Annotated in this window: 22 protein-coding genes; 18 read left to right on the top strand and 4 right to left on the bottom strand. The window is 48.2% G+C overall.

Features of this window, described 5'->3' with window-relative positions; all coding sequences use genetic code 11:
• The first annotated feature begins 82 nt into the window (after positions 1–82).
• The 4 genes from PV783_RS23485 to PV783_RS23470 all read left to right on the top strand — a co-directional run bounded on the left by PV783_RS23485 (position 83) and on the right by PV783_RS23470 (position 2,960).
• Positions 83–997: a helix-turn-helix domain-containing protein gene (locus PV783_RS23485; RefSeq protein ID WP_420989813.1), complete on the top strand. Its 915-nt coding sequence runs from the start codon at positions 83–85 to the stop codon at positions 995–997.
• A gap of 15 nt (positions 998–1,012) precedes the next feature.
• Positions 1,013–1,282 carry an ArsR/SmtB family transcription factor gene (locus tag PV783_RS23480; RefSeq protein WP_420989812.1) on the top strand — a complete coding sequence of 90 codons (270 nt, stop codon included), beginning with the start codon at positions 1,013–1,015 and terminating at the stop codon, positions 1,280–1,282.
• A gap of 153 nt (positions 1,283–1,435) precedes the next feature.
• Positions 1,436–2,191: a glucose 1-dehydrogenase gene (locus tag PV783_RS23475; protein ID WP_420989811.1), complete on the top strand. Its 756-nt coding sequence runs from the start codon at positions 1,436–1,438 to the stop codon at positions 2,189–2,191.
• Positions 2,192–2,210: 19 nt separating this feature from the next.
• On the top strand, positions 2,211–2,960 hold the full coding sequence (locus PV783_RS23470) for an SDR family oxidoreductase (protein WP_420989810.1): 750 nt from the start codon (positions 2,211–2,213) through the stop codon (positions 2,958–2,960).
• A 233-nt stretch (positions 2,961–3,193) separates the two neighbouring features.
• Here the strand turns inward: PV783_RS23470 and PV783_RS23465 are convergent, their stop codons facing one another.
• Positions 3,194–4,621: a PLP-dependent aminotransferase family protein gene (locus PV783_RS23465; RefSeq protein ID WP_420989809.1), complete on the bottom strand. Its 1,428-nt coding sequence runs from the start codon at positions 4,619–4,621 to the stop codon at positions 3,194–3,196.
• A gap of 281 nt (positions 4,622–4,902) precedes the next feature.
• Positions 4,903–6,345: a PLP-dependent aminotransferase family protein gene (locus PV783_RS23460; protein ID WP_420989808.1), complete on the bottom strand. Its 1,443-nt coding sequence runs from the start codon at positions 6,343–6,345 to the stop codon at positions 4,903–4,905.
• Positions 6,346–6,442: 97 nt separating this feature from the next.
• On the opposite strand from PV783_RS23460, the gene PV783_RS23455 reads away from it, so the two are divergent.
• From PV783_RS23455 to PV783_RS23400, 12 genes are all read left to right on the top strand, one after another.
• Entirely contained in the window at positions 6,443–6,790 is a 348-nt protein-coding gene (locus PV783_RS23455) for a nuclear transport factor 2 family protein (protein WP_111579114.1), read from the top strand.
• A gap of 21 nt (positions 6,791–6,811) precedes the next feature.
• Positions 6,812–7,252 carry a carboxymuconolactone decarboxylase family protein gene (locus PV783_RS23450; protein WP_420989807.1) on the top strand — a complete coding sequence of 147 codons (441 nt, stop codon included), beginning with the start codon at positions 6,812–6,814 and terminating at the stop codon, positions 7,250–7,252.
• 88 nt (positions 7,253–7,340) lie between these two features.
• Positions 7,341–7,622, top strand: a complete 282-nt coding sequence (locus tag PV783_RS23445; RefSeq protein ID WP_420989806.1) for a hypothetical protein — start codon at positions 7,341–7,343, stop codon at positions 7,620–7,622.
• A 59-nt stretch (positions 7,623–7,681) separates the two neighbouring features.
• On the top strand, positions 7,682–8,590 hold the full coding sequence (locus PV783_RS23440) for a DNA-3-methyladenine glycosylase family protein (protein WP_420989805.1): 909 nt from the start codon (positions 7,682–7,684) through the stop codon (positions 8,588–8,590).
• Between the two features lie 9 nt (positions 8,591–8,599).
• Positions 8,600–9,085 carry a methylated-DNA--[protein]-cysteine S-methyltransferase gene (locus tag PV783_RS23435; RefSeq protein ID WP_111579117.1) on the top strand — a complete coding sequence of 162 codons (486 nt, stop codon included), beginning with the start codon at positions 8,600–8,602 and terminating at the stop codon, positions 9,083–9,085.
• Between the two features lie 110 nt (positions 9,086–9,195).
• Entirely contained in the window at positions 9,196–10,614 is a 1,419-nt protein-coding gene (locus tag PV783_RS23430) for a pyridoxal phosphate-dependent decarboxylase family protein (RefSeq protein WP_420989804.1), read from the top strand.
• Entirely contained in the window at positions 10,607–11,527 is a 921-nt protein-coding gene (locus PV783_RS23425) for an EamA family transporter (RefSeq protein ID WP_111579119.1), read from the top strand. Before PV783_RS23430 ends, PV783_RS23425 begins: the two co-directional genes overlap by 8 nt.
• Before the next feature lie 128 nt (positions 11,528–11,655).
• On the top strand, positions 11,656–12,096 hold the full coding sequence (locus PV783_RS23420) for a GNAT family N-acetyltransferase (protein WP_420989803.1): 441 nt from the start codon (positions 11,656–11,658) through the stop codon (positions 12,094–12,096).
• Positions 12,097–12,142: 46 nt separating this feature from the next.
• Positions 12,143–12,709: an NUDIX domain-containing protein gene (locus PV783_RS23415; protein ID WP_079473487.1), complete on the top strand. Its 567-nt coding sequence runs from the start codon at positions 12,143–12,145 to the stop codon at positions 12,707–12,709.
• A gap of 20 nt (positions 12,710–12,729) precedes the next feature.
• Positions 12,730–13,551: a 23S rRNA (guanosine(2251)-2'-O)-methyltransferase RlmB gene (gene rlmB, locus PV783_RS23410; RefSeq protein WP_227024617.1), complete on the top strand. Its 822-nt coding sequence runs from the start codon at positions 12,730–12,732 to the stop codon at positions 13,549–13,551.
• A 37-nt stretch (positions 13,552–13,588) separates the two neighbouring features.
• Positions 13,589–14,440, top strand: a complete 852-nt coding sequence (locus tag PV783_RS23405) for a hydroxymethylglutaryl-CoA lyase (protein ID WP_079473488.1) — start codon at positions 13,589–13,591, stop codon at positions 14,438–14,440.
• A 9-nt stretch (positions 14,441–14,449) separates the two neighbouring features.
• Positions 14,450–15,421, top strand: a complete 972-nt coding sequence (locus PV783_RS23400; RefSeq protein ID WP_420989802.1) for a GSCFA domain-containing protein — start codon at positions 14,450–14,452, stop codon at positions 15,419–15,421.
• Positions 15,422–15,456: 35 nt separating this feature from the next.
• Here PV783_RS23400 and PV783_RS23395 read toward each other — a convergent pair whose 3' ends face one another.
• Positions 15,457–16,917, bottom strand: a complete 1,461-nt coding sequence (locus PV783_RS23395) for an MFS transporter (protein ID WP_111579122.1) — start codon at positions 16,915–16,917, stop codon at positions 15,457–15,459.
• A 161-nt stretch (positions 16,918–17,078) separates the two neighbouring features.
• On the opposite strand from PV783_RS23395, the gene PV783_RS23390 reads away from it, so the two are divergent.
• The gene (locus tag PV783_RS23390) at positions 17,079–19,349 is read left to right on the top strand and encodes a patatin-like phospholipase family protein (protein WP_420989801.1); all 2,271 of its coding nucleotides are present in this window, start codon (positions 17,079–17,081) and stop codon (positions 19,347–19,349) included.
• A 202-nt stretch (positions 19,350–19,551) separates the two neighbouring features.
• Here PV783_RS23390 and PV783_RS23385 read toward each other — a convergent pair whose 3' ends face one another.
• A complete protein-coding gene (locus PV783_RS23385) occupies positions 19,552–20,148 on the bottom strand; it encodes a tRNA-(ms[2]io[6]A)-hydroxylase (protein WP_420989800.1) in 597 nt (198 codons plus the stop codon).
• A 79-nt stretch (positions 20,149–20,227) separates the two neighbouring features.
• Here PV783_RS23385 and PV783_RS23380 point away from each other — a divergent pair, with 79 nt between their 5' ends.
• Positions 20,228–21,343 (top strand): aminotransferase class I/II-fold pyridoxal phosphate-dependent enzyme, encoded by a 1,116-nt coding sequence (locus PV783_RS23380; RefSeq protein ID WP_420989799.1) that lies wholly within the window; start codon positions 20,228–20,230, stop codon positions 21,341–21,343.
• The last annotated feature ends 2 nt before the right edge of the window (positions 21,344–21,345 follow it).

The raw sequence follows: 21,345 nt of genomic DNA, 5'->3' as shown, positions 1-21,345 counted from the left end.
TCTTTTTTATAACACAAAATTAGACAGGTGTGCAGACATGGAACAGGTAGAATCCGGGGTGATTATTGTAATTTTACAGGTTATGGGAGAAAGAAATTTATATACGCCGTTTGAGTTGTTACAGGCAGATATGTCGGATTGGGATCCGCAGCCGAAGGTGTATTTCTTTTTTGAGATCATCCATATCCGCGAAGGCAGCGGGTTCCGGACGGTAAATAATAACCGGTTCCCTTATCATAAAGGCAGCTTGTTTTTATTTACGCCGCGCGACTGCCGCGGGTTTGAAGAAGAAACGCCTACAAAGTTTGTATCGATCCGTTTTTCTGAAATGTTTGTGGGCATGTCTCATTCTGCGCCCGAAAAGGCGAGGCTGGGCGAGTGGCTCCGGCAACTGGAGTACCTGTTCTTTTACCACAACCGGCAGGAGCAGTTATTGATCAGCCAGGAGAACGATTGTGACATGATCATGGCGCTCATCTGCAATATGATGGATGAATATGAGAAGAAGCCGCCCTATTACCAGCAAAACCTGCAGCACTATGTAAGTTTGCTGTTGAATATAGTAGCGCGGAATGTAGCGGAGGATATAAATGTAGATGGAACAGACAAGGCCGCTCCGTTGATCAGCCGGATGATCGGGTATATCCGGCAATATATTTATTGCCCCGATATGCTGAAGCAGGAGCACCTGGCGAAACAATTCAATCTTTCCCCGCACTATATCGGGGAGTTTTTCAAGAAGCAAACGAACGAGAGCCTGCAGCAATTCATTATTCATCACAAACTCAACCTGGTGCAGCTCAGGGTGAGCTACAGCGACCTCACCATTTCGGAAATCGCTGATGAGCTGGGGTTTACAGACGAAAGCCATATGAGCCGGCTCTTTAAAAAGTATTATGGCCTTACCCCGGCCGCTTACCGGAAGGAACAGGTTCAGGCCAAAAAAGAGGGGGCTGAAAAAAATATTCATCGAAATATTTCGATATTTCAAAAATAGTCTTACTTTTGCTTTATGGATTTAGCAGTTATAGAAAAAGCAGCAAATGCCATCGCCGACAAACATCGATTATCTATTATAATGGAGGTTGTTAAGAAGGGAAAGCTGATTTGTGGTGATGTGTGCGGGTTTACGTGTTTGTCGCAACCTACGGTGTCGCATCACGTAAAGATCCTGGTAGATAGTGGCGTACTGCATTCTGTGAAAAATGGGAGATCTCTGGAGCTGACGCTCAATAAGGAAATGATGAAACAGTTGTCTATGTTCTTTTTACAATTAAGTTAGGTACAAAAAGGGGCTGAGGTGCTACCGGGCGGGTAACCAACAGCTTTTTTTATACTTATATATATTGATACTTTTAAATTAATGGATTGATAGAGAAATGTTTTCTCTTTTTTTTAGACATGATATATCGATAAACTTAAATAAATCAATAGAATGGACCAGTTACAGAATAAAACAGCTGTCATCACGGGCGGTAACAGCGGTATAGGATATGCAACAGCAGCAGATTTTTTGGCGAAAGGAGCAAAGGTATTGATTACAGGACGCAAGCCGGAAGCCGTACAGCAGGCTGTGGCAGCGTTAGGAGGAGAGATAGATAGTTTTATCGCAGACCAGGGTAAAATCAATGACTCACAGAAACTGGCGGAGTATGTGCGTGACCGTTATGGTAAAATAGATGTCCTGTTTGTGAATGCGGGAGTAGCAGCGTTTGCATCATTTGCCGATATAACGGAAACGTCTTTTGACATGATCATGGACATTAACCTGAAGGGCGCCTTCTTCACCGTGCAGCATCTGCTGCCGTTGATCAACGACGGTGGTACCATCATTTTATTGTCTTCCGTAAATGCTTACTCCGGTATGCCGGGAGCATCCGTGTACAGCGCCAGCAAGGCAGGTTTAAACTCATTGGGACGCACCTTATCAAGAGAACTGGCTTCCAGGAAGATCCGGGTAAATATTGTAAACCCCGGCCCCGTGGCTACGCCTATCTTTGAAAAATCAGGTATTCCAAAAGAAGCGATCAGTGAAGAACAAATGGCCAAATCATTACCGATAGGCAGAATAGGACAACCGGAAGAAATTGCCAAACTGGTTTCCTTCCTCGCATCAGACGACGCATCCTTTATCACAGGCGCAGAGTACAATATCGACGGAGGTATCAGTGTTCATCCATTAATCGGTTAATCTCAAACAAACATCATTCATGTCATCTCTGAAAGACAAAATAGTTGTTATCACAGGCGGTAACAGTGGAATTGGATACACAACAGCAAAGGTATTTTTAGCAAAAGGAGCAAAGGTTTTGATAACAGGTCGTCAGCCTGGTGCGGTACAAAAGGCCGTACACGCACTGGGCCACCCTGCAGAAGGTTTTAAAGCAGATCAGTCAGACATGAATGATATACGGCGCCTGTATGAATACCTGCAGGGCCGTTTCGGGAAAATAGATTCCTTATTTGTAAATGCTGGCGTGGCGAAATTAGCGCCGTTTGAAACGGTAACAGAGGCACAATACGATGAATTAATGAACATTAACTTCAAAGGTGCTTATTTCACCATCCAGCAATTACTTCCCCTCATCAGCGATGGCGGCTCTATCACGCTGCTGTCGGCCCTGAACGCATATTCAGGAACACCCAATGCCACAGTACTGTCTGCCAGTAAAGCAGCACTGAATTCATTGGGCAGAACATTATCGAGGGAACTGGCGGAAAGGAAAATACGGGTAAACATAGTGAACCCCGGTATTATCAGCACGCCACTACTGGAGAAAGCAGGACTACCGGATGAAGCCAGAACACACCTGAGCAATATCACGCCGCTGGGCAGGTTAGGGCAACCGGAAGATATTGCCAGCCTGGTCACTTTCCTGGCATCCGATGATGCTTCGTTTATTACAGGTGCAGAATATAATGTAGACGGCGGCCTTATGGTGCACCCGTTGATCGCTTAATAAATGATCCTGGCGTTGCAGTGTGCAGCATTGTGCAAATGCTGCACCGGCAGCAGGGACTTTAAAAGAAATTCTTTGTTGATTTACAGTTAACGGTTGTTTAGGATGTTTGCAAACCCCATTGGTTGCCTGCCGGATGCCGCTTGCTATACGGGTATCTGGCAGCAACTTTAAAAATTTTAAGTTGTAGGTTTAACAGCGGCCGGAATAATCTTATTCCGGTCTTCGCTTTTTTAGCCCATCTTCCGGATCAGTTTCCCCAGCGTTTTCAACCCGTCATCCACCTGCTTGCTCCATACCGGACCAAAACTGATACGTAAACAGTTGTTGTATTTATTCTGTAAAGAAAAGATCCTGCCGGGACAGAAGCTGATCTTATGTTTCAGCGCCTGCTGGAACAGTTCAAATGTATTGATGGATTCGTCGAGTTCCACCCAAAGCACACAACCTCCCTGCGGCCGTGATATCCTGGTGCTCTCCGGGAAATATTCGCTGATGGCCTGTGAATACCGTAAACTCTGGGTGTGCAGCACCTTCCGCAAATTGCGCAGGTGAAATTCGTACCGGCCTATTTCCAGGAAATGCCCTACCGCCGCCTGCGGCAACGATGCACAGGCAATAGAGTGGTTCTGTTTCATCAGCAGCACCTTTTCCTTATATTTTCCCGGTAACGTCCAGCCAACGCGGTAGCCGGGCGCCAGTGATTTGGAAAAGGAATTACACAACAACACATGACCGTATTTATCAAACGTTTTGCAATTGGCAGGACGTTGTTTCGTAAAATACAGATCACCGTAAATATCATCTTCTATCAACGCTATGTCATACTTCACCATCATGTCTACCAGCGCCTTTTTATTTTTATCCGGCATACAGGAACCCAACGGGTTGTTGTAGTTGGTAACAAATAAACAGGCTTTGATTTTATGACGCGGAATGGCTTTGTCGAGGTAATCGAGATCAATGCCGGAAACCGGATGGGTAGGCACTTCCAGCACTTTTAAACCAAGACTTTCCGCCAGCTGCATAGAGCCGTAATATGCAGGGCTTTCAATGGCAATGGTGTCGCCGGGGCGCGTTACCGCCGACAGGCACAGCGTCAGCGCATCCATGCAACCACTCGTAGTAATAATATCATCTTCTGTATAGGCGCCGCCCCAGGCAAGCGACATGCGGGCTATTTGTCCGCGCAGCAGCTTGTTGCCCTGTAGCTCCTCATAGCCTATGCCGTTGTTGGGCAGGTCACGCAGCGCATGCACCACGGCCTTCGCCATTTTAGCGGCAGGCATCAGTCCAGGCGGAGGCGTAGCCACAGAGAAGTTCAGGATATTCGGGTTCCTCATATGACTGAACACTTCCATCACCATATCGCTCACCGTGGCTTCACTGGCTTTTTTCACCGGCGCACAGGTACCCGGCATGGCAGGCATACGCCTGGAATTAAAGCGGATGTAATAACCGGATTTGGGCCTGGATTCAATCAGACCTTTTGATTCCAGGTGATAATACGCCTGGAAGGCAGTGGTTAAACTGATCCCCTGTTGCTTGCTGAGCATGCGCACAGACGGCAGTTTCTCCCCGATTTTCATCACGTCTTTTTCTATCAGCTGTTCAATATTATCAGCTACCTGCAGGTACAGGTGATCGGCGGTTTTTATCATGGCGTTGCTAATCTGATCTGGTCAAAAATACAAAAATAGCATCTGTTTATGGTTTTTATTTGGGAGGGATCACCTTCGGCGATTTTAAATTGTCTTGGAGCAGGATTAGGCTGATTATGTTGATTACACTGATTTGATTGTGTTTTGATTTTTTGATTTTAAATAGATAAAGTGGAGATGGAAGCAGATTTTTTTACTTCTATATTTTCAAATTATTAAAATCAAAACGTAATCAAATCAGTGTAATCAACATAATCAGCCTAATCCTGCTCCAAGACAATTTAAAATCGCCGAAGGCGATCCTGCTTCGTTATTAACCGCCCCAGCGTTTGAATGGCCCAGTCCTGGTCGTCGCTCCAGGGGTTGGCATTGGTAAGCCGGATGCAGTTCTGGTAGCGGTCCTGGCTGGAGAACAGTGCGCCGGGCGTAAACGTGATCCCTTGCTCCACGGCTTCTTCATGTAGCTTCCAGGTGTTTATTCTGGGTGAAAGTACTACCCATAAACTGATGCCTCCGCTGGGGCGCGTCAGTTGTGTATCTTCCGGGAAATACTCCTGTATCGCTTTCGTGATCTGCATGGTTTGCATACTCAGCGATTGCCGCAGCGATTTCAGGTGCAGGTCCAGCCGCTGCTGATCGAGGAATTTGCTCAATACTAATTGCGGCAACATCCCGGTGGCGCCGGAGGCCATAAATTTCAACTGTGCAATTTTTTCCTTGTAACGGCCGCCAATCACCCAACCCGTGCGCAGCCCCGCGGCAATGGACTTTGAGAAGGACGAACAGTAAAGTACCAGGCCTTCTTCGTCATATGATTTCACCGTTCTGGGTCTTTCCGGTGCGAAATGCAGATCGCCGTATACGTCATCTTCTATCAGCGGCACCTCGTATTTTTTCAGCAGCTTCGCCAGTTGTTCCTTGCTGTTGTCGGGGATGCAACAGCCCATCGGGTTGTTGTAGTTACTTACAAAAAGACAAGCCTGTACTTTCTTTTGCTTAAAAGCGTCTTCCAGTTTATCCAGGCTCACGCCGGTTACCGGATCGGTGGGGATTTCCAGCGCTTTCATGCCCAGGCTTTCAATGGCCATCAGCAGCCCAAAAAAAGTAGGTGACTCAATGGCAATGGTATCGCCGGCTTTGGCTACCGCGCGGAGGCAAAGACCTGCAGCTTCAATAGCGCCGTGGGTAACAATAATATCCTGCGGCGATACCGCCCGGCCCCAGTTAAGACAATGCCTGGCAATGTGTTTCCGGAAAGGTTCGTGGCCGTAAATATCACCGTAAGGGATATACGAAGTATCCAGTTCACGCGCCACCAGGTGCAGCGCTTTCTTCAGCTTCACATCCGGTAGCAGTGCCACATCCGGCGATGCGCCTATCAGTGAAATGGTTTTATGTGATCCGCTGGTTTTCCGGAACATGGCCAGCTTTTCATTGATCTGTACTTTCAGTGGAGTAGGCAAAGGGTTTGTTACCGGCGGCAGATCGGGGCGTAATTTTTTTGAATAGTGTACAAAGTATCCTGATTTTTCCCGGGAGGCCACCCAGCCTTTTTTTTCCAGGTGGGTGTATACCTGCAGGGCCGTGCTGATGCTGATGCCGTGCTCCTGGTGCAGGGATCGTACAGAGGGCAGCTTGTCGCCCACCGCATACACGCCCTCACTGATCATATGCTGGATCTTCTCCGCCAGCTGAAGATAAATAAACCCATTATTCTTTTTCATCTTCCCAAAGTTAATCTGTTATGGTTTAATATCGATAATTCTGTATCTGTTTTGGTGGCGTTTTTTGCCGTTATTTTGTAATCCTAAACCCACAATCATGACTGCTGTTAAACGAATTGCACAAACGCTGGTACAACTTTGCAGAGCGTGGAAATTTCCGGAGGCACAGGCCACGCTGTTCCATGAAGATGCGGTAAACCTGGAGCCGGACGGCCGCACCACTACCGGGTTAACAGCCATCATGGCAAAGGAGCAGGCATTCCTCGACAGCATCTCGGAAAGACACCTGCTGGAGATCTCCGAGCCCGTTGTGGCCGACGATTATTTCGCGGTGCAGTTGCTGATGGATGTAACAGTCAACGGCATCGGCCGCCGGACGAGAAATGAACTTTGCATCTATAAAGTACGCGACGGTAAAATTATCAGTGAACAGTTTTTCTACTAATCATCTTAAAAAAATATAATTATGGAAGCAAGAATGGACATCTACAAACTCCTGCCCGGCGCATATAAAGCCATGATGGGATTGCAGGATTTTGTTAACGAATGCGGCCTTGATAAAACCCTCACAGAACTTATAAAGATCCGCGCCTCACAGATCAATGGCTGCGCGTTCTGCCTGAATATGCACACCAAAGAAGCCCGCCAGATGGGAGAAACGGAGCAACGCATCTACGGACTGCCGGCCTGGGAAGAGGCGCCTTATTATACCGACAAAGAGCGTGCGGCCCTCGCACTTACAGAAGCCGTTACGCTGGTAAGCGCTACCCGCGTGCCGGATGAGGTGTACAAAGCCGCACAGGCCGTTTTTACGCAACAGGAAATTGCTGTTATCACAATGGCCATTGTTGCCATTAATTCGTGGAACCGCATTGCGATTACATCAAGAACATTGCCGCAGGGATAATATCATAAGGGTGTCTCCGGCTGAATGATTAGTTGGAGACGCCTTCCGGAATATATATTATCTTCCCCGCAGGTAATTTATATCGGATATGTTTAATAAGATAGCGCCTGATAAATGGAAGCATTTTTTCGCAGGCATCCTCATGGGGGCGGTACTCGAAGTGGTTTCAGCATTAACGTTTCCCGGCCGGCCATTACTGGCGGCCCTTGTGGCCCTGGCGGTGGTCATCGTTATCAGCTATGGCTTTGAGTTGTTTTCATTAATCACCGGCAAAGGACATTACGATGTAATGGACGCCGTGGCCAGTATTATCGGCGGTATTACCGGCATGTTACCGGGAGCGCTGGTATACCAATGGATGTTTGCTTAACCGGGCAAATCCGCAAGAAACCGTAAATCAAAAATCCCCGCTTTCCGTATTTTCGCAACATGGCTTTGCAGAAAATAAAGATCCCCATCAACGACCCGGCGCATTTCTCCTTTGAAGAATGCCTGCGTTTCCTCGGGAGATCGGATAAAGAATGTTTGCATTATATACACCATGGAAAAGTGCGGCGTATGCTGTTGTCGGAAGGTGAACCGGTGGTAGTGGAAATTGCGCCCGGCGCAAAAAACAACTTCCTGGAAGTAACCGTCCTGGCGCCCGCCGGGGAGGCGGTGGCAGAAGCGCCCATTATCAGGTATATCACGCATTGGTGGCACCTGGACGCCAATCTGCAACCATTCTATCAGTATACGCAAACAGACCCGCTCTTAAAAGGGCTGGCAGAAAAATACAACGGTCTTCGCCTGATAGGTATGCCCGATCTTTTTGAGGCCATCACCTGGCCCGTGATAGGCCAGCAAATAAACCTTGCCTTCGCCTATACACTGCGGCAGCGGTTTATCCGGCAGTTTGGCTACCATGTGGTAGTAGACAACACCGATTTTTATTTATACCCCCATCCAAAGGTGATAGCCGCGTTAACACCGGATCAGCTTACACCGATGCAGTTTTCCCGCAGTAAAGCATTGTACCTCGTGGAAACCGCCCGGCAAATGGCCAGTGGTGCGCTCAGCGAGGCTACGCTGGATACCATGAGCTATGAAGCCGCGCGTGAAAGCCTGGTTGCCATGAAAGGAATTGGTAACTGGTCGGCCAACTATGCACTGATGAAGTACCGCCGTTTTCCGCAATCCGTTTTACTGGAAGATGTTGGTTTGCAGAATGCAATAAAAAATAGATTAAATTTGGAAGCGAAGCCTTCTATGCCAGCATTGCAGGAGTATACAAAGCCGTGGAAGGAGCATGCAGCATACGCCACTTTTTATTTGTGGAGGTCACTATTACCCCAATAGATTAAATTTATGGAAGACGGATTGTATCATCTACGTATAGACACCCCCGTTGGACCGCTGCTGATCAGTGGTACAGCACATTTTATAAACGCTGTTTCTTTTACAGATAAACCCGCAGTGGATTTCCCCCAGGCGCCTGCACTACTGCTGGATTGCGCGCAGCAGCTGTATGAATATTTTGCGGGCGACCGCAAAACTTTTGACCTGCCCATTTCCCAGGAAGGAACGGAGTTTCAACAAACGGTGTGGCAACAACTAACTGTTATTCCATTCGGACAAACCATTTCTTACCAGCAACTCGCCCGCCGGATCCATAATCCCAAAAGCATCCGCGCAGTAGGCACTACCAATGGTAAAAATAAACTGGCCATCATTGTGCCCTGTCACCGCGTAATTGGCAGCAATGGCACGCTCACCGGCTATGCCGGTGGCCTCTGGCGTAAACGCTGGCTCCTGGAACATGAACGCACAGATTTATTTACCGGTTTGTTCTGAAAATCTGATCTGGTCAATATTTCAAAAACTGAATCTGTTTTCAGACAATAAATTATCTCAATTTTGTTCCTGCATTACCACCCGAAAATTCTCATCAACAACGAGTAATCATGGAATTGAAATTGCAGGAAGACCTGAAACATACAGATCAGTTATTACAGTTAACCAAAGATTTCAGCAGCAGGTTTTTATCGGCAATAGATAAACTGGCCGCCGATAAAAAAGTGCAGATCAATAGCCGTGTATCCATTCCCGGTACAGGAATAGGAGGTGCTGCAACATTGGAAGCTTTCCGGCAACAATATGGCAACAGCATTACCGCCGCTGCAGGTCCGCGCTACTGGGGCTTTGTAACCGGCGGCGTTACGCCTGCCGCCCTGATGGGCGACTGGCTCGCTTCTGCAATGGACCTCAATTCTTCTGATAAAAGTTCAGCCGCATATTATGTTGAAACGGAAACCATTGCTTTACTGAAAGAATTATTCGGACTGCCGGAAGCATTTTTAGGATGCTTTGTTTCCGGCGCAACCATGTCCAACTTCACCGGCCTGGCTACCGGCCGGCAATGGGTGGGATTGCAGCATGGGGTGGACATTGCAGCGGATGGTGTTGCCGCACTGCCAGGACTGAAAGTAGTATCTGCCGTGCCGCATTCCAGCATCGGCAAAGCCATTTCAATGATGGGAATAGGCCGCAATAACCTGGTTCGTGTTCCGGTATTGCCCGGTCGTGAAAGTGTAGACATCGCCGCGTTGAAAGAATACCTCGAAGCGAACAAAGGAACGCCCATTATTTATGTGGCCAATGCCGGCACCGTGAACACCGTTGATTTTGATGACATCGCCGCATTGGTACAACTGAAAAAGGAATATGGTTTCTGGCTGCATGTAGATGCCGCTTTCGGCGGATTCGCCGCCTGCAGCGATCAGTGGAAACACCTGCTGAATGGATGGGAACAGGCCGATAGTATCACCATCGATGCACATAAATGGCTGAATGTACCTTATGATGCCGCGATGATCTTTTGCAGGCACCCGGAGTTACAATCGGCCGTATTCCAGAATGCAGGCGCTGCATACCTGGGCGACCCGGCAACGCAATTTAATTTCATAAATTATATACCCGAAAACTCGCGCCGCCAACGCGCTTTGCCGGCATGGTTTTCTTTGATGGCATACGGCAAAGAAGGATATCGCTGGCTCGTTGAAAATAATATTTCACTGGCCAAACAACTGGGCAGCCTGCTGGACACAGATCCGAATTTTGTGGTGTTATCACCGGTAAGGCTCTGCGTGGTTTGCTTCACCCTGGAAGTGGCGCCGGAAGCAGCGGCAGAAGCCGTGCAGGAATACCTGGATGCACTGAACGACAGCGGCGTGGTATGTATGACTGCTACCACTTATGCCGGCCGGCCGGCCATCCGCGCGGCATTGGTGAACTGGCGCACCAGCGGGAAAGATGTTTTGTTGGCCTACGATACCATGAAGGTACTGGCAGAAAAAATAGTGAATAAATATACTTATGCGTAAATCAAATACAAATGCTTACATCGCGCTTGCCATTGTAAGTATTTTTTGGGGAACCACTTACCTGGCATCCAGTGTGGGCGTAAGACACATGCACGGAGTGATGCTGGCAGGCATAAGGCAGGCAACAGCCGGATTTCTGATCACCGGATTTTTTTTACTGAAGGGATATAAATTACCGGGGAAGATAGTGTTGTCGAAATTATTTGTCATTGGTACACTCATGCTATGTGGTGGTAACGGTTTGCTTACCTGGGCGCTGAGATATATTCCCAGCGGACTGGGAGCGATCATTGCAGCTACCATTCCCATCTGGATCACCATCACCAGCTATTTCCTGGTACAACGTACCCGGCTTAGTTTACAGCTGATCATTGGTATGATCCTGGGCTTTGGCGGCGTGGCAGGTATCTTTTATAATTATTTATCAAGCCTCATGAACCCGGATTTCCAGTTTGGAATCATCATCGGTTTTATCTCCTGTATATTCTGGGCACTGGGTTCTGTACTCACGGCCAAGTGGTCGCTGGGTGTGAATTACCTGTATGGCGCAGGGTTCCAGATGTTTTTCAGCGGCATCATCATGTTGCTGGTAGCTACTTTATTCCTGGGACAGCATGTGGAAGTGCAGAGTTTTACCACTGAATTATGGGAAAGCCTGTTGTACCTGGTGCTGGTAGGTTCCGTGTTTTCATATTCCGCTTATGTGTTTGCGTTGAACAATCTTCCGCCTGCGCAGGTATCCATTTATGCTTACATCAACCCGGTGGTGGCGGTATTGCTGGGATGGCTCATCCTGCACGAGAATCTCACCTGGTTAACCGGTGTATGTTCACTGGTCACCATCGGTGGTGTGTACCTGGTGAACAGTGCGGTGAATAAAAGTAAGAAAAGCCTTGCAGCGGCTGCAAAATAGTAATAGCTATAATTTTTTAAGGTAGAAGTTAATAGACAGATGCTCACCCCGGTGTTTACCGGACGGGCATCTTTTCTTTTGTTATGGAAATGAATTAAATTGAGATGGATTCTTAAATCTGTTATCTTATGGACGTTATTCAGGCAACGGAGTTACATACGAATGAGGTGGCGGTATTGTTTGATGCCTACCGCGGCTACTATGATCAGGCGCCCGATTTTAAAGGGGCACTGGGTTTTATTACAGAAAGGATTGCGAAAAAAGACAGTGTAATATTTGTGGTGATGCTGAATGCCGAAATTATTGGTTTCACACAACTCTATCCCATCTTCACTTCCCTGGGAATGAAAAGAGGCTGGTTGCTGAACGACCTGTATGTATTGGAAGAACACCGCGGTATGGGCGCCGGCAAAGCCCTGCTGGATAAAGCCGCGGAATATGGTAAGTCTACCCATGCTGCCTGGCTGATGTTGCAAACCTACATTGCCAACACCGGGGCACAGAAACTCTACGAAAAAGAAGGGTTCATAAAAGATACGAACTCCTACTACTATTATAAGTCACTTTAAAAAACAGGGCGCGAAGGAAACTTCCCGCGCTGCTTCGTAAAATACGATGGACACAACAAAGAATCCCTGGACCATTCACTCCCGGGAAATGCGATATGACAATAACTGGATCAGTATATGGCATCACGAGGGATTAAATCCTGCCGGTAGCGCCGGTATTTACGGCGTGGTACATTTTAAGAACCTCGCGGTGGGAGTAGTGGCGCTGGACGATGATATGAATATTTACCTCGTAGGGCAATACCGTTTCCCGTTAAAGCAGTTTTGCTGGGAAATCCCTGAGGGCGGCGCTCCGCTGGGAAAAGAAACTGCGCTGGATACCGCCAAAAGGGAATTACTGGAAGAAACCGGCCTGGTGGCATCTCATTGGGAAGTGATTACGCGCATGGCGCTGTCCAATTCTGTTTCTGATGAAGAAGGCGTGGTGTTCCTGGCGAGGGGACTGGAGCAACGGGAGGCTGAACCCGAAGAAACCGAGCAGCTGATCGTTAAAAAAGTGCCTTTTGAAGAAGCCTACCGGATGGTAAATGACTTTGAGATCACGGATTCCTTATCGGTAGCGGCCATACAAAAAGTAAAGCTAATGGGCTATGAAGGCTTATTAAACAAATAAACCCGTTACCTTTGCAGCAAATGGAAAGGAAATTTAACGCTTTCAAAGGTGAAAGAAGAGACGGGCAACGAGGCCCGAAAAAATATGCAACGCAGCGGCCAAAGCAATCTACCATGATTATTGGCCGTCAGCCGTTATTGGAAGCCCTGAGCACCGGGAAGTCGATTGAGCGCATCTTCATGCTGCGCACTGCTACCGGCGACATCATTCCGCAAATAAGGGAGCTGGCCCAAACCAACAATATCCCCATCAACTATGTTCCGGTGGAGAAGCTTAATGGGCTTACCCAGGCCAATCACCAGGGAGTGGTAGCCATTGCCGGCAACGTAACCTACCTGGATCTGCAGGATGTGATTTCGCATGTTACGGAAAAGGGCGAAACCCCGCTGTTCCTCATACTGGATGGTATTACAGATGTACGTAATATAGGCGCAATTGCCCGCAGTGCCGTGTGTTGCGGCGCACAAGCCATCATTATTCCTGATAAAGGCATTGCCGCACTGAATGAAGAGGCCGTGAAATCGTCTGCCGGTGCATTGGAAAGTATCGCGGTTTGCCGGGTCAACAGCTTGAACAAAGCCATTGATACCCTGCATCTCAACGGTATCAAGGTAATGGCGAGTGAAATGGAAACAGAAATAAAATTGTACGATTGCGACCTCCGGGAGCCGGTGGCGGTGATCATGGGTTCGGAAGACAAAGGCGTGTACCCCGCGCTGATAAAGGCTTCTGATGTGTTATTCCGTATTCCGATGGCTGGCAACTTCGAATCCTTCAACGTATCTGTGGCGGCCGGCATCATTTTATATGAAGCGCTGAAACAAAGAACGGTAAATATTTAAGCGGACCCGCGGGAACCCGCAAAGAAAATGGTTTACTATGCTAAAACTAGTTGAATGCCCTCGTGATGCCATGCAGGGTTGGCACAGAATGATCAGTACGGATGAAAAAGTGCAGTATCTGAATTCCCTGTTAAAAGTAGGCTTTGATACGATCGATTTTGGCAGCTTTGTATCTCCCAAAGCCATCCCACAGATGGCAGACACCAAAGACGTGATCCCCCGGCTGCAGCTGTCTGGCTCCAAAAGTAAGCTGCTGGCCATTGTGGCTAACCTGCGGGGAGCAGAAGAAGCGGTGGTATTTGATGAAATTAATTACCTGGGTTTTCCCTTCTCCATATCAGAAACTTTCCAGTTAAGAAATACCAATAAAACAATTGCCGAATCCCTGGAACAGGTACATTCCATGCAGGAACTGTGCATTAAGAACAGGAAAGAACTGGTAATCTATATTTCTATGGGCTTTGGTAATCCTTACGGAGACCCTTACAGCCCGGAAATTGTATTACAGTGGGTAGAAGAAATGGTGAAGATGGAAATCGGCGTTATTTCCCTCGCTGATACGGTAGGTGTTGCAGATGCCGCTACTATTACCGGCCTGTTCAAACACCTCATCCCCGCGTACCCGGATGTGGAGTTCGGCGCACATTTTCACGCAGCGCCGCATAACTGGGAAGATAAGGTGCTGGCCGCCTATGAGCAGGGCTGCAAACGGTTTGACAGCGCGATTAAAGGAATCGGCGGTTGCCCCATGGCTAAAGATGAGCTGGTAGGCAACCTGGCTACGGAAAACATGATTGCTTTCTGCCATCAGCGGAAAGAGCCGCTCACACTGGATATGACAGCATTGAGGGGCACACAGCGACTGGCAGATGCTGTTTTTAAAGATTAACTGTATTACATGCAATTTCATTTAAGCTTTCCGGTAGCGCCATTGTCTGCAGCTATCCAGTACAATCATGAGCTGTTGCTGATGGGGTCCTGTTTTGCAGAAGAAATCGGTGAAAAGCTGCAGGAGCACCGCTTTAATACCGTGGTGAACCCTCATGGTATCTTATACAATCCGCTTAGCATTACCAAAGCCCTTACTTCCTATCTCGACGGGAAAGTATATACAGCCGAAGATCTTTTCCAGCATAATGACCTCTGGAACAGCTGGGATCATCACAGCCGTTTCTCCGGCCTTACGCCGGAAGCCACGCTGGACAACATTTCCCGGATGCAGGCGGCCGCCACGCATGCTATTGAAAACGCCGATTGGCTCGTGATTACGCTGGGGTCCGCGCACGCATACATCTTAAAAGAAAATAACCGCCTGGTGGGTAACTGCCATAAGGTGCCGGCCGGAAACTTCTACAAACGCCTGCTCACCGTAGATGAAATAGTGACGGCACTGGATAATGTGATGCATCGCCTGTTTTTCCGTAACAAGAAAATTAATATACTCTTCACCGTTAGCCCGGTGCGCTACATCCGTGATGGGGTGGTGGAAAATAATCTCAGCAAAGCCATACTACTGCAGGCGGTTCATCACCTGGTGAATAAGTTTAACCGGCTGTTCTATTTCCCGGCATATGAGCTGGTGATAGATGATTTGCGCGATTACCGTTTTTATAAAGAAGATATGGTGCATCCCAATGAACTGGCGGTGAACTATGTTTGGGAGCAGGTGGTGAAGGCGGGTATCAGTCCGGCCAGCCAGGAACTGCTGCACAGCATTGCAGAAATAAACCGGGCGGCCAATCACCGGCCATTTAACCCGGAAAGCGCCCAGCACCGGCAGTTTCTACAGCATTATGCGGCAAAGGTACAACAGCTGATGGCGGCTCATCCGCAACTGAAGCTGGATGATCTGCTGCAACGTTTTCAATAGTAAAGCGGAGGGAATATCCCTCCGCTTTACCCCGTTTACAACGGAATACCTCTTTTATCTTTCAGATAAATAATACCAACTACAAAACAGATCACAGCAATACCAATCGGGTAAATCAATCCTGCCAGGTGGTTGCCGGTATTGGTAACCAGGATGGTGGAAATGGTGGGTAGCAGTCCGCCGAAAACGCCGTTACCAATATGGTAGGGCAGCGACATGGACGTGTACCGGATGCGTGTGGGGAACAGTTCCACGAGGAAAGCCGCAATAGGTGCATATACCATTGTTACAAACAGTACCTGGATGAATATCAGGATCACCAGCCACAGGATGTTCATACGGCTTACGGTTAGCTCCTTTTTATCCGCTGTTTCCTTCAGGATGCTGCCATCCGTATAGCTGTGCACGCGGGTGGTTTTGAGTACCAGTTCCCCGGATTCGCTTTTGGTAGAATTACTTTCTATCCTGAAAAGCTCAGTTTGTTCCTGCTTCAGTTGCACATTCCCGATATTATCCATCGCTTTATAGATCGGATAATAGGCGAGAGCCGCCAGCAGCATGCCTGTTAGCATGATCTTTTTACGGCCGATGCGGTCGGACAGGGAGCCGAAGTAAATAAAGAACGGCGTACCCAGCAGCAGTGCAATGGCAATGATGATATTGGATTGCACAAATTCTATGTTCATAGTTTTCTGGAGAAAAGAAAGCGCATAGAACTGTCCGGTGTACCAAACCACGCCCTGACCCATCGCGGCGCCAAACAGCGCTATCATTACCAGTTTCAGGTTTTCCTTATTGGCAAAGCTTTCCTTGATAGGGTTGGTGGAGGTTTTACCTTCCTTTTTCATCTGCGCAAACAGCGGGGATTCGTGCAGGCGTATCCGTATGTAATAGGACATAATGACCAGCAACACCGACAAAAGGAAAGGTATCCTCCAGCCGTAGTTGTTGAAATCATCGGGTGTCATGAGCATGCGGGTAACGAGGATTACGCCTAGCGATACAAACAGGCCCAGTGTGGCAGTGGTTTGTATGAAGCTGGTGTAGTAGCCGCGCCGGTTGTCGGGCGAATGTTCCGCCACGTAGGTAGCGGCGCCGCCATATTCGCCACCGAGGGCCAGGCCCTGCGCCAGGCGGAGGATCAGTACCAGTATGGGCGCCAGGATACCGATGGTATGGTAGCTGGGAATAAGGCCGATGGCGAAGGTGGAGCCGCCCATGATGAGCAGCGTGAGCAGGAAGGTATATTTACGTCCTACCATATCGCCGAGGCGGCCAAATACAATAGCGCCAAAGGGGCGCACAATAAAGCCTACCGCAAAGGTGGCCAGCGTGGCAATGTAGGCCAGCTGCGGATTACTGGGCGGGAAAAACTTTTCAGCAATGATGGCGGATAAGCTGCCAAAAATGTAAAAGTCGTACCATTCAATGAGCGTACCAGCCGACGAGGCCATGATAACCTGCCAGATGTTTTGCGAGGGGAGCGAGTTCTTCATACGTGTTAATTGTAAACGCTAGCTTTTAGTAGTGAGCTTTTTGCGGGGAATAAGATAATGAATATTTACTATGAGAGCAAATGTCCAACTAAAAATCTCTTGTGCTTAACATCCGGGAATGTTTATAAAGCCTTATCTTTAGTGAGGGCCAATTATTTACAATGAAGCAGGGATCAAAAGCTCATATCTGGCGTGTTATCAGTTTATTGTTGTTAGCTTGTATTACGTGTCACTATACCGTGAAGGCTCAGCAAACGATCAGCAACAGACCAAAAATAGGATTAACGCTTAGCGGCGGCGGAGCCCGGGGCCTTGCGCACATCGGCATCCTCGAAGCGATAGACAGCGCCGGGCTGAAAGTAGACCTGGTAACCGGCACCAGCATGGGAAGCATCGTGGGCTCCCTGTATGCAATGGGATATTCCGGGAATAAAATTGAAGAAGCCGCCCGTAAACTGAACTGGAACAGTTTGTTCTCCAACCAGCCCGTTCTTACTGATATTTCCTATGAAGAAAAACGGGAGTACAATAAATACATCATCGAAATTCCTTTTGAATATGGCAAGCCCAAACTGGCTTCCGGCGTAATTTCCGGGGAAGCGTTGTGGCTGGAGCTGGCCAAGCTCTGCTGGCCCGTAAAGGATATCAAAAATTTTGAAGACTTTAATATCCCTTTTAAATGTATTGCTACCGATGTAGCTACCGGCGCTATTGTAACGCTCGACAGCGGTGAAATTGTGACCAGTCTGCGTGCCAGCATGGCTATCCCTTCTGTTTTCACCGCCGTAAAAATCGGCGACCGCAAGCTGGTAGACGGAGGGGTAGTCCGTAACTTCCCCGTGATCACCGCGAAGGAAATGGGCGCAGATATCGTGATTGGCGCCAATGTGAGCGGCGGCCTCCGTAAAGCAGATCAACTCCTTACCCCCTTTGATATCCTTTACCAGCTGGGATTTTATAAAGATGCGGACGATTTTACCAAAGCCATTAAACACTGTGATATTTATGTGCCGATGAATAAGGAGCTGGAGAACTATTCTGCCGCCAGCTTTGGCAGCGTGGACTCTATTATTGAAGCCGGGCGCAGGAAGGGAAGGGAGATGTACCCGGTTTTTAAGCATCTCGCAGATTCATTGAATGCGTTATATCCACAGCCTCCTTTTGTGGCCGACCGCCTCCCGTTTGCTACAGATATAGAATTGAGCAGCATACATGTGAACGGCCTGGTTCACTCCGATCAGAAATTCTTTTTACAACGGCTGCATCTCAAACCCGGCGGCTGTTATACGCCATCGCAGCTACGAAATGCCATCCTGAATGTATACGGTACCCGCTTCTATAAACTCATTACCTATAACCTGGTGCCGGAAGGATATGGTAAAAGCCGGATGGATATACAGGTAGAAGAAAACCCGCTTACCTATGTGAAGTTTGCCCTGAACTATAACACGTTTACCGGCGCAAATGCGATCATCAACTTAACACAGCGGAATTTCATTGTGCCCAACTCCCGGTCGTTTGTAACGGCGGTGATCAGCGAAAACCCGCGACTGGAAGCAGAGTACTTCAAGTACCTGGGACGCAGCCGTAACTTCGGGTTTGGCTTGAGCACGTATTATGAAAATAACGGTCTTACTTTTTACGATATTGATTTTAATAAGCTACAACCATATCGCAGCAAGTATGCCAACGTAAATGTGGACATGCAGTATACCTTTACCCGGAATATGTCTATAGGTGCGGGAACACGCTGGGAGTATATCAAATACAAGCCGCAGCTGTCTAATTTTATGGAGGTGCGGGGAAGTACCAACCAGCTGAATACCTATATTAATTTCGGTATCAATTCCCTCAACCAGAAAATATATCCTACCAAAGGATTGCTGCTGGACCTGGAAGCGGGGCATATCTACAACCAGCACCCGGGCATTAAAGTAAGTTCGCAGGGAGTGGAGCAGGACTATGATACGCTTGGCGTAAACTTCCACGATTATCAGCGCCTGGCGCTGAACCTGAAATATTATATCCCGGTAGGCCGCAAGTCAGCCATAGAGCTGGATGGCAACATTGGGTATAATCTTAACTATAAAGAATCGGTGGTGAACGCGTTTGTAGTGGGTGGTATGACCAATATCACCCGTAACCAGGTGCCTTTTGTGGGGATATACGAGGGAGAAGTGATTACGCCAAAAATCAGTGCGGTGCAGGTGGCCTGGCAGTACGAAGTGCTCCGGAATATTTTTGCTATCCCACGGGTTGGCGCGGCGGTATATGACGGGGAAATTTCCGGTGGCGGAAAATACGAGTACCTGGCCGGTTACGGTTTGGGCGGGGGCTACAGCAGCCGCCTGGGACCAGTAGAGGCCACGGTGATGTATAATGATCAGTCGGGCCGGCTGAAGTTTTATGTGAACCTTGGGTTTAACTTCTAACGGGGATGTTGTCTTTTTCAGGATTAAACTGATTATACTGATTTTTTTGATTTTACTTTTGGGATTTTATAAATGATTTTAAAAAGATTTTGGGAGATATAAGTGATACCCGCTTATATCTCCCAAAATCTTTTTAAATCAACAATGATCAAATCAACAAAATCAGTATAATCAGTTTAATCCTGAAAAAGACAACATTCGCCTAGTGCATCCGGTCGCCGCGGACATCAATATTCTGCAATATTTCTGCTTCCATCTTTAACCATTCCTGCCAACGGAGGCGCACTTTTTCTTCAGGGAAATATTCATTGGCGAGATCAATAAAAAGGCGGTAGTGTCCTGCTTCGGAGATCATGAATTTGCGGTAGAATTCGCGCATGTATTCATCTTCCAAACCTTCACTCAATAAGCGGAAACGTTCACAGCTGCGGGCTTCGATCAATGCAAAGATCAGCAGGGCATCGAGGAAGCTGTCGTCGGCATGACCACCTTTCACCCGGTTATCCATCAGTGCATTTACGTAATCATCTTTCCGTTGCCGTCCTAAAGAGAGGCCGCGTTTTTTCATTTCAGCAAGTACCTGCCGGAAGTGTCCCCATTCTTCTGTAACGATGGGCGCCAGTTCCTCTACCAGTCGTGTTCTTTCCGGGTTGCGCTGGATCAGTGAAATGGCGGAAGATGCCGCTTTTTGTTCGCAATAGGCGTGATCCGTAAGAATGTCCTGTAATGAAATGGCTGCCAGATTCACCCATCGTGGATCGGTAGGCAGTTTTAGTCCGAGTATTGATACTTTGCTCATATGAAAATAGCGGTTAGCCTGCGGCTTTTTTGCGAAGATAACGGCAAAGTTTAAATTGTGCATCGATAAAGACAGATCAATGAGTAAAGACAGTACTTCTTTTTTAACGCGGTTGCTTGATGAGCGCAGGGAACAGCAGTCGTTCCGCGAATTGCGGCTGCCGGGAGATAAAATAGATTTTTGTTCCAACGATTACCTCGGACTGGCCAGGAATGCGGAAGTGAGGGAATATATCCACACGTTGATGGAGGAAAGGCATCCGGCCCACGGCAGCACCGGATCAAGGCTGCTGGCGGGTAATTATGAGTGGATTGTTTCTGTGGAACAGGACCTGGCAGATTTTCACGGTGCAGCAGCCGGGTTGCTTTATAACTCCGGTTACGACGCCAACCTCGGCGTATTTTCCTGTTTGGGCCGCAAAGGAGATACTATTATCTACGATCAACTGATCCATGCGTCTATCCGTGATGGCGTGCGTTTATCGGCTGCACAGGCGTTTTCATTTGTGCATAACGATGTTGCTGACCTGGAGAAGAAACTGAAAAATGCTACCGGGAATATTTTTGTAGCCGTAGAATCGGTGTATTCCATGGATGGTGATCTGGCTCCACTGGCCAGTATAGCAGCCATTTGCGAACAGTATAACGCGCACCTGATAGTGGATGAGGCGCATGCTACCGGCATCATCGGCAACAGGGGAGAGGGGCTGGTGCAACACCTGCAATTGACAGGCGCCTGCTTTGCACGTATTCATACTTTCGGAAAGGCAGTTGGCTGTCATGGCGCCGTGGTGCTGGGTTCCGGGATATTACGTGATTACCTGATCAACTTCTCCCGGTCCTTTATCTATACTACTTCTTTACCACCTGCTGCACTGGCTGCTATAGAGGCCGGGTATGCCGCATTTCCCTATATGCAGGCAGAAAGAAAAAAGCTGTCGGAGTTGATTGCGCAATTCCGCGAAGGCATTGCTAATGCAGAGCTGTTGCCCGGTACTACACCCATACAGGCGGTGCTTACGCGCGGTAACGAGCATACCCGCGGTATTGCCCAACGGTTGCAGGCTGCCGGCCTGGATGTGCGGCCTATCCTGCATCCTACGGTGCCAAAAGGAGCGGAACGCCTTCGCATTGTATTGCATAGTTTTAATACCCCGGAAGAGGTGGCCCATCTTACAAAAGTATTACAGGCATAAGC

Source organism: Chitinophaga sp. CC14 (assembly GCF_048957795.1).
GTDB classification, from domain to species: domain Bacteria; phylum Bacteroidota; class Bacteroidia; order Chitinophagales; family Chitinophagaceae; genus Chitinophaga; species Chitinophaga ginsengisegetis.
The sequence above is the reverse complement of the archived record's forward strand: the minus strand, read 5'-3'. Positions and strand labels throughout refer to the sequence as shown.

What these genes read in the sequence shown, in the direction of transcription:
- PV783_RS23415 (WP_079473487.1), top strand. Translation starts at nt 12,143, where the DNA reads ATGGACACAACAAAGAATCCCTGGACCATTCACTCCCGGGAAATGCGA.
- PV783_RS23455 (WP_111579114.1), top strand. Translation starts at nt 6,443, where the DNA reads ATGACTGCTGTTAAACGAATTGCACAAACGCTGGTACAACTTTGCAGA.
- PV783_RS23460 (WP_420989808.1), bottom strand. Translation starts at nt 6,345, where the DNA reads ATGAAAAAGAATAATGGGTTTATTTATCTTCAGCTGGCGGAGAAGATC.
- PV783_RS23390 (WP_420989801.1), top strand. Translation starts at nt 17,079, where the DNA reads ATGAAGCAGGGATCAAAAGCTCATATCTGGCGTGTTATCAGTTTATTG.
- PV783_RS23475 (WP_420989811.1), top strand. Translation starts at nt 1,436, where the DNA reads ATGGACCAGTTACAGAATAAAACAGCTGTCATCACGGGCGGTAACAGC.
- PV783_RS23480 (WP_420989812.1), top strand. Translation starts at nt 1,013, where the DNA reads ATGGATTTAGCAGTTATAGAAAAAGCAGCAAATGCCATCGCCGACAAA.
- PV783_RS23380 (WP_420989799.1), top strand. Translation starts at nt 20,228, where the DNA reads ATGAGTAAAGACAGTACTTCTTTTTTAACGCGGTTGCTTGATGAGCGC.
- PV783_RS23485 (WP_420989813.1), top strand. Translation starts at nt 83, where the DNA reads ATGGGAGAAAGAAATTTATATACGCCGTTTGAGTTGTTACAGGCAGAT.
- PV783_RS23385 (WP_420989800.1), bottom strand. Translation starts at nt 20,148, where the DNA reads ATGAGCAAAGTATCAATACTCGGACTAAAACTGCCTACCGATCCACGA.
- PV783_RS23435 (WP_111579117.1), top strand. Translation starts at nt 8,600, where the DNA reads ATGGAAGACGGATTGTATCATCTACGTATAGACACCCCCGTTGGACCG.
- PV783_RS23440 (WP_420989805.1), top strand. Translation starts at nt 7,682, where the DNA reads ATGGCTTTGCAGAAAATAAAGATCCCCATCAACGACCCGGCGCATTTC.
- PV783_RS23465 (WP_420989809.1), bottom strand. Translation starts at nt 4,621, where the DNA reads ATGATAAAAACCGCCGATCACCTGTACCTGCAGGTAGCTGATAATATT.
- PV783_RS23470 (WP_420989810.1), top strand. Translation starts at nt 2,211, where the DNA reads ATGTCATCTCTGAAAGACAAAATAGTTGTTATCACAGGCGGTAACAGT.
- PV783_RS23405 (WP_079473488.1), top strand. Translation starts at nt 13,589, where the DNA reads ATGCTAAAACTAGTTGAATGCCCTCGTGATGCCATGCAGGGTTGGCAC.
- PV783_RS23400 (WP_420989802.1), top strand. Translation starts at nt 14,450, where the DNA reads ATGCAATTTCATTTAAGCTTTCCGGTAGCGCCATTGTCTGCAGCTATC.
- PV783_RS23420 (WP_420989803.1), top strand. Translation starts at nt 11,656, where the DNA reads ATGGACGTTATTCAGGCAACGGAGTTACATACGAATGAGGTGGCGGTA.
- PV783_RS23425 (WP_111579119.1), top strand. Translation starts at nt 10,607, where the DNA reads ATGCGTAAATCAAATACAAATGCTTACATCGCGCTTGCCATTGTAAGT.
- PV783_RS23450 (WP_420989807.1), top strand. Translation starts at nt 6,812, where the DNA reads ATGGAAGCAAGAATGGACATCTACAAACTCCTGCCCGGCGCATATAAA.
- rlmB (WP_227024617.1), top strand. Translation starts at nt 12,730, where the DNA reads ATGGAAAGGAAATTTAACGCTTTCAAAGGTGAAAGAAGAGACGGGCAA.
- PV783_RS23430 (WP_420989804.1), top strand. Translation starts at nt 9,196, where the DNA reads ATGGAATTGAAATTGCAGGAAGACCTGAAACATACAGATCAGTTATTA.
- PV783_RS23445 (WP_420989806.1), top strand. Translation starts at nt 7,341, where the DNA reads ATGTTTAATAAGATAGCGCCTGATAAATGGAAGCATTTTTTCGCAGGC.
- PV783_RS23395 (WP_111579122.1), bottom strand. Translation starts at nt 16,917, where the DNA reads ATGAAGAACTCGCTCCCCTCGCAAAACATCTGGCAGGTTATCATGGCC.